An 11,434-nucleotide genomic window follows, 5' to 3' on the forward strand; every position below is an offset into this window, starting at 1 on the left:
CATTGTGTCTTTTTTTAGAAATGACTCATCAATGAAGTCTTAGAAATCAATAAAAACGAATCAGAGAGATATAAAGGAAATATAAAGTTATTACTTATCAATTATTTAACTTAGTGGGTGTTTGGTGGGAAAGTGGAACTAATTTGGAAGGAGGAGTGTCTGGTTTAAAAAATCAAACCAGACACCAAAATTGTTAGCGGAGAATTAGAGCATATCGACGGCTTTTTCTATCGCTGCAATGAGCTTTTCAACATCATCGATATTGTTATAAATACCAAATGAGATCCGTACAGTCCCTTTTACATTAAGCGCATCCATTAATGGGTGTGCACAGTGGTGACCTGCACGAACTGCGATACCTTGCTGATCCAATAGCGTCGCAATGTCTTGATGGTGAACGCCATCCATTACAAAAGTAATCACACTTGAATTGGCTTTATAGCCAAGAACCTGGATATCATCCAATTGGTTGAGTGCTTGGTAGGTTTTCTGTTGTAGCTGGTGGATGTGAGTTTCCACGTCATGCTGTTCAAACTGATGTAACCACTCTATCGCTGTACTTAATGCGATGGCTCCTGCCACGTTTGGCGTGCCAGCTTCAAATTTACCAGGCAGTTCAGAAAATGTGGTGCCAGAAAAGGATACGCGCTCGACCATTTTGCCACCACCATGCCAAGGTGGCATCGCTTCTAACAATTCAAGCTTACCGTAAAGTACGCCAATGCCTGCTGGAGCATAGAGTTTATGTCCTGAGAAAACGTAGAAATCAGCGCCTAAAGCAGCAACATCAACGGGCTCATGAACAATACCTTGCGCGCCATCGACCACAACGATGGCATTTATTTTATGTGCTTTCTTGATGACGGCTTCAATCGGTTGACGAGAACCAGTGACGTTGGTTATATGCGCCAGAGCTACAATCTTGGTTCGTTCATTCAAAAGAGTGTCAAACGCAACAAGGTCAAACTCACAATCTGATGTCATCGGTACTTTGATGACCTGAGCACCAGTTTGTTCAGCGACAATTTGCCAAGGCACGATGTTGGCGTGGTGCTCCATTTCACTGACCAAGATCTCATCGCCAGGTTGAAGCGTGCTTCTAGCGTAAGTTTGTGCGATCAGGTTAAGTGCTTCGGTTGCACCGCGAGTCCAAATAATCTCTTTTGACGATGTCGCGCCAATAAACTGAGCGACCTTGTCTCTGGCTGCTTCAAATTGACTGGTCGCGTTCGCTGTTAAGCTATGACTACCACGGTGAACATTGGCATTTTGCTTGGAGTAATATTGGCTAATGGCATCAATAACTATCTGAGGTTTTTGTGTCGTCGCCGCGCTGTCTAAGTAAATCAACGGTTGTTGGTTAATAGTTTGTGATAGCGCAGGAAACTGCTCTCGGATGTGATTAATATCAAGCATCTATTCTTACCTAAATCTTGGAAATTGGTGCTAGCGTTATGCTGAGCGGTATCGTTATTTTATCGCGACTTGTTAACCGTTGCTGACTAATCTTGATGATTCCAGCTATTTTCTCGTTCTTTAACCTGATCGAAGAGCTTTTGGTTAACCGGAACTTCTATCTGATGCTTACGCGCGGTTTTTATTAGGTGTCCGGTAATGAAGTCGATCTCTGTCTTTCGTTGGTAAAACACATCTTGCTTCATTGAGGAATTGTTCTTTGCTGTCGCTTGAATAACCTTGTTGACGCTTGTCTCTAATTCGTCAAATGAACAAGTAATACCTTCAGCCTGCATCACTTGCGTGAGTTCTTTAATTATAGAACTCATAGCTTCGCTAAATCTTTTGTCAGCAAGCTCTCCGTTTTTGATTTGTTCCAACCCAGTCAGTGGGTTGATGGCACAATTGATGGCGAGCTTAGTCCAGAGTGCGGTTTTTATTTCTGGGTTCCAACTTACAGCAGGTAAGGCATGCTCCAACACATCAACTAAAAAAGTGCACTGTTGACCCTTGAGGTTAAAAGCACCCAATTGAGTTTGGCCGATTCCTGTGTGGGATACATTGTTGCGATTGGGTTTGAATGCCGCTTGGGTGGTGGTCGCCAATACTACCGGGTGAGCATCAATTTGAGTTGCTACCTGATCGACCGCGCCCATTCCATTGTGCATGAAGATAAGAATGGTATCAGGGTCGAGATATTGAAGCAGTGGGGTGGTGGCTTCTTCTACTTGCCAAGCTTTGACCGTGAAGATGACTAGATCACTTTCCGATAGCTTTTCGATATTGTGATTACTGAAAGAAAAAGAAGCTTGCTCATCCAATGATAGTTTCATTGAGTCGTCAGCCGAGCGGCCCCACAAAGACACATTATGACCCGCTTGAAGTAGTTTTATCGCCCACAAAGAGCCAATAGCCCCAGGCCCAACAATCGTGATGTTCACAGCAATACCGAGATAAGAAAGTGATGCTGCAAGGATAGCGAGGCATTAAATGAAAGCAATAAAAAATGGCACCCGAGGGTGCCATTTAGGAAACTTTCTTAACTCGTGCTATTAGAACTTGTAAGTTACTGCTAGGTAGTGACCTACACCTGAAGAGTCAACAGTTTGAGTCCATGGTAGTGCTTCACCATCTGAAAAACCGTAGATGTCTTTGTATAGCTTCAAACCGTAACCAACAGCGAATTGGTCTGAGTGCCAGTAGATACCGTTAAACATAGCACCGCCGTTTGACGTGTTAGTGTTGAACTTGTTACCAGCCTTGTCTTCCATACCGAATTGGTAATCGATGTAACCTTGGTAAGAGATGAATGAACCGTTCTCGAAGAAGTAGAATGGTTTGAACCAGTTAGTCGAGATTTGAAAACCGTTCCAGTCTTTGTCGTTACCGTAGTAAGAACCATATAGGTTTAGGCCAACTTTACCGAACCATGGAACCATGATGTCAGAGCCAAGACCGATCTTCTGGTTGTTTACACCAGAGTTACCACCCCATTCCATAAGAGATGCAACGTAAAGCTCTTGAACTGGACCGAAAGAAAGGTCTTTACCAGTTAGTCCGTCTAGAGACATACGAGGTGCGAACTTCATAAAGATTTTTTCTGCACCAGCTTTGTCGCTGCCTGGATCTGAAGTTAGGTTGAATACATCAACGTAACCGTAAAGATCGAAGATTCCCGAGCGGCCGCCAAATTCCATTTCTAGGTAATCGTGAGTTGACTCTGGGCCAGCGCCTTTCTCATCGATTGCAGCCATAAGGTTGAACTGCATCCACTTGTAATCATTTTTGTGGATGTCGCCGTCAGAATAATCAGCCGCCATTACTGGAGCAGAAGCTGCTGCAAGTAGGCCAAGAGTTAAAAGTGATTTACGCATAATGGAACTCTCTATGTTTGAAATAAGTAACCCGCTAATCCGTGCGTGTTTATATGTCCGAATGCCGAGCATAATAGCGATTTTGTTCTCAAATAAAAGTGAGACGGAGTGAAAACTATAATTATTATGGTGAGATTGATCACACTAATGATCTAAATGATGGAACTTTAAGATGGCAATGCATCTTGATGCACCACTAATTCTATTGATTTTGTGAAATTCGATTATTTTATGGATAAATTGGTGAATTACTGCCCTAAGCAAACGATTCTACTGAATAGAGTGACATGCATATCAAAATCAACAGTATTCCTTTCCAAGGCTTTTCGCGCTGAAAAGTGACTAAATAGACTAACCCTCCATTCTGTGTTTGATCCATTTTTGACCAACTTCGTAATGGTGTTGGAATCAATTGATGAACAACTCATTTGATGAGTAATCTGGAATTCGAGCCTCATTACTTTTCAAACAACAGATATATTTGAGACAGTTCACTGCACTAAATACCGAGAGAGTGTTTAAAGATTTTTACTGAGCTTATCTTTTTGTGTGACGAACTGGTCTAACTTTTTGGAGAGAAGACCGATGAAATATTCACCATTATTAGCGGTAGCAATTTCAGCGCTGTTCATTGTTGGGTGTGATGACGACGATGAACCAACAACACAACTGCAAGCCGTGCATGCATCACCCGACGCGCCCTTAGCTAATGTTATCGTAAATAGTCAGGCTCGCTGGACTGGCGTTGATTATGCTCAAGCGTCTGGTTACGCCTCTGTCGACCAGGGGCAGACATCAGTACAAGTCGATGTGCAATTACCTGGTGATGCTGTCGCCACCGTGATTCCTCAAAGCCAATTCGATTTGAACGGTGACTTAGATTATACCGTCATGGTGGTCGGCGACGCCGATGGCTCTAATAATCCTGTAGAGGCTTTAGTTGTTACACGCCCTGCAGAGGGAACGGCAACAAGCTCAAGTTTAGATGTACAAGTTGTACATGCAGCAACAGGAGTTGGTGATGTAAACCTGTATGTTACCGGACCGAGTGATCCGTTAGGTGCGCCGCTTGGGACTTTGGGTTACAAAGATTTTACTGATGTGCTGAATATTCCAGCTGGTCAGTACCGTGTAAGATTAGAAACAGTGAGCGGAAGTGCTATTGCTTTTGATTCAGGAGAGATAACGCTTTCTGGCGGCAGTGAACTTACTATAGCTGCTGTGCCAAGAGCTGATTCAAACAGTGCATCACCAGTGAAGTTGATGGTGATGGATGGGAAAGGGTCGTCATTAATTTACGATATGGCAGAAACTGCTGAAGTAAGAGTCGGGCATTTAGTTGATGGAGCGCCAGATGTAGATGTGTATGTTAATTCAGTTCAGTTTGCTCCGCTTGATGCTTTGATGTTTAAAGAAGTTCGTGGATTCTTAGACTTAGCGGCAGGAAGTTACGATATTGATATCTACGAAACCGCGACGACGTCTCCGACATTTATCGATGTAGATGGTCTCGCTGTGTTTGCCGGAATGGATTACAGCATTTATGCCGTGGGGACTGTGTCTCCATTGAACTTGGAAGCACTTGTAATCCCTGAGAACCGTCGTCCGGTAGCGACTAGCGCAGTATTGAATATTACCCATGCGGCGGCAAACCCAATTGCAGCTTCGGTAGATATTTACTTGACCGAGAATACGGGTATTGCTGGCAGCACCCCTGCGCTGAGCGATGTGAAATTCAAAGATTATGTGAATGGTATTTATGTTGCAGCGGGAACCTATTATGTAACTATTACCGTTGCAGGTGACCCATCAACAATAGCGGTTAATTCAGCACAGGCGATATTAGCTGATGGCGTGGTGTATCAAGTCGTGGCAATTGACGACTCAATGGGTACTGGTTTTAACCTAATTGTGAGTGATACAACAGACTAGCTCTTATTAGATTGATAGCGACAAAGTAAAAGAGGGTAGCGCGATGCTACCCTCTTTCTATTCTGTTTCTTTTTATCTTATTCGTGGTTGTTTTTAGCTTTTTCTAATAAATCCGTGAAAAAGTGACGCAACGAGTAGAGCATGATCAAACTCGGTATCACCATTAATGACGTCAGTATAAAGAAGGTTGACCAATCATTGAGGTAATCGACGAGCTCACCACTGAATGAAGCCAGTGTTGTTCGACCGAAATTGCCCAAGGACGCTAACAAGGCATATTGTGTTGCGGAGAAGGCTTGCCCAGTTAATAGCGTCAAGAAAGACACAAATGCGACAGTAGAGAAAGCGGTAGTAAAGTTATCGACAATAATTGTTGCCAAGAATAAGTTTTCATTTGGCCCTACTTGAGCTATCCATGCAAACATTAGGTTGCTGGCTGCCATTGCTACGCCGCCAATCATTAGCCCACGTACAATACCAAATTTCACATTGAAGACACTGCCTAATAAGGTGAAGAATATTGTTGCGCCCCAGCCAATTAACTTGGAGTAGTGGCCGATTTGTTCATTGCTAAAGCCAATCTCTTTATAGAAGGGAATCGACATTCTACCTAAGAAGGCTTCACCAATCTTAAATAGGAATACGAAGAGCAACAGAGTAATGGCAACTTGAACACCGTTACGCTTAAAGAAATCGTAGAACGGCTCTAGTACCGTTACGCTAAACCAAGCGACGACTTTTGAACCCACCACCTTATTATGTCGCTGCTGTGCTTCTTGTTGTAGCGCTTCACGTTGTGTTGTTGGTTCACCGACAAATAAAGTGAATAGCATCAGAATAATCACAACGCCAGCCATGCCGTAGTACACGCCATTCCAACCGATAGTATCGGCATTGATAAAGGCGAGATAACCCGGAAGAGAATAACCCGTCCACCATCCCATCACGGCCATTGCGGATGCTTGCGGCAGTTTTGATGCTTCGGATTTTGGGAAGGTATCAATACGAAATGCATCAATTGCGATGTCTTGTGTGGCTGAGGCAATGGCAATAGCGAGCGCTAACATTGAGGTAAACGCCAAATTATCTGCGGGATTGACGCCTGCGATGAATAAGGTGCCGATTAAAACAATGGTTTGGCAGAAAAAGATCCAACTGCGGCGTTGGCCGAGTATTGCGTGAAGCACCGGCAGTTTTACTCGGTCTACCAATGGTGCCCAAAGAAAGTTAATGGCATAGACGGCAAATACACTACCGAAATAACCGATCGCAGCACGAGTTAAGCCAGCATCTTTTAGCCAGCCAGACATGTTAGAGCCGATAAGAACCCAAGGAAAGCCACTCGAACAACCCAGCATAAACACCCAAAGTAGACGTTTATCTAGATAGCTACGGAAGGTCTGCATCCAAGAAAGAGAGGGAGTGCCAGATGACATGGGGCGTCCTTGTATAGAAAAACGCCCTTAAGAGGTTAAGGGCGCTGTATGAGATTACTTAAGAAGTGTTACTTTGTTGATGATGATAGGGTCTGATGGGATATCTGACATACGACCGATTCGCTTAGTTGGAATGGTTGCCATCTTTTGTACGACATCGAAACCTTCAGTCACCGTACCGAAAACAGCGTAACCAGGGTTGCCACCTTTTGCATTCAAGAAGTCGTTATCCGAAAAGTTGATAAAGAACTGACGAGTCGCAGAATCTGGCGCGTTAGTACGAGCCATTGCGATCGTTGCTGTATCATTCTTTAGACCGTTACTGCCTTCATTTTTGATTGGAGCATAAGTCGCTTGTTGATTCATATCTTGATCAAAGCCGCCACCTTGCGCCATAAATCCAGGAATAACACGGTGGAAGATAGTGCCTTCGTAGCTGCCATCTTCAACGTATTTTAGGAAGTTAGCCACACTAATCGGTGCTTGCTCTTGGTTTAGCTCGATAGTGAAGTCGCCTAATGTCGTCTCTACGTTCACTTTAGGGGCAGCCCAAACGCTCACGCTAACCAGCATTAATGCAATAGAAGTTAGAATACGGCTCATTAGAAACGTTCCTTCATGTAGTTTTGTAGTTCAGGATCGTTCGCGATTTCAGTAAGAACCAAGTTAATCACATCGTTTAGAACCATTGAGATGTCATCGTTTGAAGCGCTTAATGCTCCAGTACGAGTTGCAGTACCGTTGAATGTTTTAACGAGCTTACCTTCAGGTGTCTCAGCCGTGACTTCAAGTGTCACTTTACCGTCCATTTGGTTTTCCATAATGGTGTGTTCTACGGTAACAAGTGCTTCTTGAATCTCTAAAACAATTGAGTTTTCACTGTTTACGCTTGCACGGAAACCTTGAGAGTCCAGTTGTTTTGCTAATGCGTCCTCTAGAGAAATACGCATGTTCTGTTTCGCGTGAATCGGCTGGATATTTGAACGGCCACTATCAACCAAGGCTACATACTGAGCGGCACGAACATCTTTGCTCGTTAGTGTGTATGTTTTGTCTTGAACGATATTGCTTGAGCTTAGTGAAGCTTCTGGCATTACGTTGATCTGTTCTTGCTGAGGGGCTGAACAGGCAGTCAGAGCCATGATAGAAGCAGCCAAAATCAGTTTTTTCATTCCTTTATCCTTTCTAAATTCACACCAGAAGCTCGGTATCTTAAATTCTTATGAAGCAGTCTACTGCCTATTTATTAAAATTAGCAGGCTCTCTTGTTGCCTGTAATATCTCAAATTTTTGGTTCAATTCAAGCGTTTCGACGTTAGCTTCACCAAATAATCTTGCTAGTTTGACATCGTATCCGAGGTGTCGGTTACCAATAACAATTAATTTACCTCCGTTACTAAGAACATGCTTTGCATCACAGAACATTTGCCACGCAATGTGATCAGTGATCGCTTGCTGCTGGTGGAACGGAGGGTTGCACATAACTAAGTAGGTGCTGTTTTTCTTAAAGCCATCTAAACAGTTGTTTGCGATGAACTGGAAGTTACCTTCTTCGCCAAGATTGTCTTTTACATTTTGGCGCGCAGATTCCACCGCCATGAAGCTTTCGTCTACACAGGTAATACGAGCTTGTGGGTTTAACTGACCTGCTTTCACACTCAGTACACCATTGCCACAACCCAAATCAATTATGTGACGCAATTCTGGATCTTGTGGAATGTGTTCCAACATATAACGAGCGCCTTGATCGAGTGCCTCGCCTGAGTAAACATTTGGTAAATTTTTCAAGCGAATATCTTCACCGTCCACATCCCATTCAACATAAGGCTCTACCGTTTGAATCGGTTGGCAGTTTGGAGACGAGAACACAAGGCGATGCTTTTTCTTAGCTAGAGAGGTTTTGGTTTCACCCAGATACTTTTCAAACAGGTTCAGTGTTGAAGTGTGGATTTCTTTAACTTTATTCACACCAATTACTTGGCAGCCTTCAGGCAGTGCTTGGCGCAACTGACTCAACTGCCATACAAGGTGGCGGTTGGTTTTCGGCAATTGCATGATCACAAGGTCGATACCGTGTGGGATATCGTCCATGGTGTTTAAAAAGTTCACACGATTGCTCTGATTACGCTGCAAGTTTTTTAGCGTTCCGCGATGAGAGATAAAAGAGTCACTCATCATGGTCACGTCATGATCTTTTGAGAACCAAGCGGATAGGGCGCCAAAACTGTCGTTCATGATCAGGATGTGTTTACCAGGTTCAAGATTCATCTCTTCAACATGGCTAATCAGGTATTCGTCGCCGGCATCCCAAGCTTGAAGGGTTTCATTTGAACGGTTGGGGAAACGATTTAGGGTTAAAGTTCTATCGTGAAGGGTAAGTTCAGTTTTCATTGCTTGAGATACTTATGTAAGAAATAACAAAGATATTGTCTCAAATGCAGCCTGAACAAGATATAAAAAACTCGACTAAACCCCACGAGTCAGCGATGAAATACTCAGACAGTCGGTTAGTTAGGGTTTATACTGGAGCGACAGATAATGCCAATACGCTATTTAAGGAATCACAATGATCCAAGAAGTTATCGAAACAAAATTGCACAATGAGTTTTCACCAAGTCATTTAAACGTGGTGAATGAGAGCTATATGCACAATGTTCCGGCTGGTTCTGAGAGTCATTTTAAAGTGATTGTTGTCAGCGATGTGTTTGAAGGTTTGCGTCTTATTGCTCGTCACCGAGCGGTAAATAAAACACTTTCAGAAGAACTGGCGAATAATATTCACGCGCTATCCATTCACACCTATACAAAAGATGAATGGATGAAGCAGCTAGATAACGTGCCAGATAGCCCTATGTGTATGGGCGGTGGCAAGTAATAGATTCAATACATATAAAGAGAGGTGGTTATACCGCCTCTTTTGTCATCAAAACTATGTGTTTTTAGGTTTTATATCACTCAGATTGATGTCAAATTGAGCTGTCAAAAATACCTACAATGAGTAATGTTTTTATTAACAGTGTTTCAACATAACTCGTAAAATATTAGTTTGTGACAGAGTATTAATCTCTTGTTTAAAACACGATTCAAAAGCCATTTTATCTGTGCGGCTCGTCAAATTTATACATATTTGAGAGTCCATATGCTTCAAATCTCACCAAATAAAGGCCGTATTCAAGTTATTGGTCATGGCATCAAGTTGTCAAAAAATGCTAGAATACGGCACCTGATAAATCTCACATAATTAGTGTGATGAATTTATTAAGATAATGTTGCGATTTTGGTATCTCAAATCTACCGAAACCGGACACTGTAATGTCGTGTCTAAGGGCGGAATAAAACGTCCCGAATTTACGCAATTAAAAGAATCTTTTTCCCGATAAAGTAGTGCAAGTGCGTATGATTACAATAAAGAAGGGTTTGGATCTTCCTATCGCAGGAACTCCATCCCAGGTGATTAATGATGGTAAGTCCATCACTAAAGTCGCCTTGCTTGGCGAAGAGTACGTTGGTATGCGTCCTACGATGCATGCTCGCGTTGGTGATGAAGTGAAGAAAGGCCAAGTTCTTTTTGCAGATAAAAAGAACCCAGGTGTTGTATTTACTTCTCCAGCAAGCGGTAAAGTTATTGAAGTGAACCGTGGTGCTAAGCGTGTTCTTCAATCAGTAGTGATTGAAGTAGCAGGCAATGAGCAAATCACGTTCAATAGCTATGAAGCTAACCAACTAGTAGGCCTTGACCGTGAAACGGTTAAAGCTCAGTTAGTTGAGTCTGGCGCATGGACCGCTTTGCGAACTCGTCCGTTCAGCAAGGTTCCAGCCATTGATTCTGAAACTCAGGCTATTTTCGTAACTGCTATGGATACTAATCCGCTAGCAGCTGAGCCAGAATTAATCATTAACGAGCAGTCTGATGCTTTCGTTGCTGGTTTAGATCTTCTTTCAATTCTGACTAACGGTAAAGTGTACGTTTGTAAAAAAGGTACTAGCTTACCTCGTTCAGCTCAGTCTAACGTTGAAGAACATGTTTTTGATGGCCCACACCCTGCAGGTCTTGCAGGCACGCATATGCATTACCTATACCCGGTAAATGCACAAAATGTAGCGTGGAGCATTAACTACCAAGATGTTATCGCATTCGGTAAGCTTTTCCTTACTGGTGAGATTTACTCTGAGCGTGTTGTTTCTCTGGCAGGTCCAGTGGTAAACAACCCACGTCTAGTTCGTACTCAACTTGGTGCTAGCCTTGAAGAGTTGACAGACAGCGAGTTAATGCCAGGTGAAGTTCGTGTGATTTCTGGTTCTGTACTTACGGGTACTGAAGCAACAGGTTCACATGCTTACCTTGGTCGTTACCATCAGCAAGTTTCTGTTCTACGTGAAGGTCGTGATAAAGAGCTATTCGGCTGGGCTATGCCTGGTAAGAACAAGTTCTCTGTTACTCGTTCATTCCTTGGTCACATGTTTAAAGGTCAGTTGTTCAACATGACAACGACAACAAACGGTAGTGACCGCTCAATGGTTCCAATTGGTAATTACGAGCGCGTAATGCCTCTAGATATGGAACCAACATTGCTGCTTCGTGATCTATGTGCAGGCGACATTGATAGTGCTCAAGCACTTGGTGCGCTAGAACTAGACGAAGAAGATGTAGCATTGTGTACCTTTGTATGTCCAGGTAAATACGAGTACGGTCAACTACTTCGTGAATGCCTAGATACGATTGAGAAGGAAGGGTAA

General features: G+C 43.1%; 10 protein-coding genes. 3 read left to right on the plus strand and 7 right to left on the minus strand.

Annotated elements, in window-relative coordinates:
* Positions 1-204: 204 nt before the first annotated feature.
* The 3 genes from csdA to BCT49_RS18995 form a co-directional block, all read right to left on the minus strand.
* The gene (gene csdA, locus BCT49_RS18985) at positions 205-1,416 is read right to left on the minus strand and encodes a cysteine desulfurase CsdA (RefSeq protein WP_102437451.1); all 1,212 of its coding nucleotides are present in this window, start codon (positions 1,414-1,416) and stop codon (positions 205-207) included.
* A gap of 86 nt (positions 1,417-1,502) precedes the next feature.
* Positions 1,503-2,396, minus strand: a complete 894-nt coding sequence (panE, locus tag BCT49_RS18990) for a 2-dehydropantoate 2-reductase (RefSeq protein ID WP_102437453.1) — start codon at positions 2,394-2,396, stop codon at positions 1,503-1,505.
* Between the two features lie 111 nt (positions 2,397-2,507).
* Positions 2,508-3,329, minus strand: a complete 822-nt coding sequence (locus BCT49_RS18995) for an outer membrane protein OmpK (protein ID WP_102437455.1) — start codon at positions 3,327-3,329, stop codon at positions 2,508-2,510.
* A gap of 585 nt (positions 3,330-3,914) precedes the next feature.
* Here BCT49_RS18995 and BCT49_RS19000 point away from each other — a divergent pair.
* Complete coding sequence (locus tag BCT49_RS19000) at positions 3,915-5,261, plus strand: DUF4397 domain-containing protein (protein WP_102437457.1); 1,347 nt, start codon at positions 3,915-3,917, stop codon at positions 5,259-5,261.
* A gap of 77 nt (positions 5,262-5,338) precedes the next feature.
* Here the strand turns inward: BCT49_RS19000 and BCT49_RS19005 are convergent, their stop codons facing one another.
* The 4 genes from BCT49_RS19005 to BCT49_RS19020 all read right to left on the minus strand — a co-directional run bounded on the left by BCT49_RS19005 (position 5,339) and on the right by BCT49_RS19020 (position 9,088).
* The gene (locus BCT49_RS19005) at positions 5,339-6,697 is read right to left on the minus strand and encodes an AmpG family muropeptide MFS transporter (RefSeq protein WP_102437459.1); all 1,359 of its coding nucleotides are present in this window, start codon (positions 6,695-6,697) and stop codon (positions 5,339-5,341) included.
* Positions 6,698-6,751: 54 nt separating this feature from the next.
* Positions 6,752-7,300 carry a peptidylprolyl isomerase gene (locus tag BCT49_RS19010; RefSeq protein ID WP_102437461.1) on the minus strand — a complete coding sequence of 183 codons (549 nt, stop codon included), beginning with the start codon at positions 7,298-7,300 and terminating at the stop codon, positions 6,752-6,754.
* Entirely contained in the window at positions 7,300-7,869 is a 570-nt protein-coding gene (locus BCT49_RS19015) for a YajG family lipoprotein (RefSeq protein ID WP_102312286.1), read from the minus strand. The genes BCT49_RS19010 and BCT49_RS19015 overlap by 1 nt, the downstream gene beginning before the upstream one ends.
* 67 nt (positions 7,870-7,936) lie before the next feature.
* The gene (locus tag BCT49_RS19020; protein WP_102437463.1) at positions 7,937-9,088 is read right to left on the minus strand and encodes a methyltransferase; all 1,152 of its coding nucleotides are present in this window, start codon (positions 9,086-9,088) and stop codon (positions 7,937-7,939) included.
* Positions 9,089-9,263: 175 nt separating this feature from the next.
* On the opposite strand from BCT49_RS19020, the gene bolA reads away from it, so the two are divergent.
* Positions 9,264-9,572 (plus strand): transcriptional regulator BolA, encoded by a 309-nt coding sequence (gene bolA / locus BCT49_RS19025; protein ID WP_076654632.1) that lies wholly within the window; start codon positions 9,264-9,266, stop codon positions 9,570-9,572.
* Between the two features lie 521 nt (positions 9,573-10,093).
* A complete protein-coding gene (locus tag BCT49_RS19030) occupies positions 10,094-11,434 on the plus strand; it encodes a Na(+)-translocating NADH-quinone reductase subunit A (protein ID WP_102267172.1) in 1,341 nt (446 codons plus the stop codon).

It is taken from the genome of Vibrio lentus, from assembly GCF_002875945.1.
Taxonomy (GTDB): Bacteria; Pseudomonadota; Gammaproteobacteria; order Enterobacterales; family Vibrionaceae; genus Vibrio; species Vibrio apostichopi.

Excerpts from the sequence above, each read along its gene's own strand:
- csdA (WP_102437451.1), bottom strand. The coding sequence starts at position 1,416 with ATGCTTGATATTAATCACATCCGAGAGCAGTTTCCTGCGCTATCACAA.
- BCT49_RS18995 (WP_102437455.1), bottom strand. The coding sequence starts at position 3,329 with ATGCGTAAATCACTTTTAACTCTTGGCCTACTTGCAGCAGCTTCTGCT.
- BCT49_RS19000 (WP_102437457.1), top strand. The coding sequence starts at position 3,915 with ATGAAATATTCACCATTATTAGCGGTAGCAATTTCAGCGCTGTTCATT.
- BCT49_RS19005 (WP_102437459.1), bottom strand. The coding sequence starts at position 6,697 with ATGTCATCTGGCACTCCCTCTCTTTCTTGGATGCAGACCTTCCGTAGC.
- BCT49_RS19010 (WP_102437461.1), bottom strand. The coding sequence starts at position 7,300 with ATGAGCCGTATTCTAACTTCTATTGCATTAATGCTGGTTAGCGTGAGC.
- BCT49_RS19015 (WP_102312286.1), bottom strand. The coding sequence starts at position 7,869 with ATGAAAAAACTGATTTTGGCTGCTTCTATCATGGCTCTGACTGCCTGT.
- BCT49_RS19020 (WP_102437463.1), bottom strand. The coding sequence starts at position 9,088 with ATGAAAACTGAACTTACCCTTCACGATAGAACTTTAACCCTAAATCGT.
- bolA (WP_076654632.1), top strand. The coding sequence starts at position 9,264 with ATGATCCAAGAAGTTATCGAAACAAAATTGCACAATGAGTTTTCACCA.
- BCT49_RS19030 (WP_102267172.1), top strand. The coding sequence starts at position 10,094 with ATGATTACAATAAAGAAGGGTTTGGATCTTCCTATCGCAGGAACTCCA.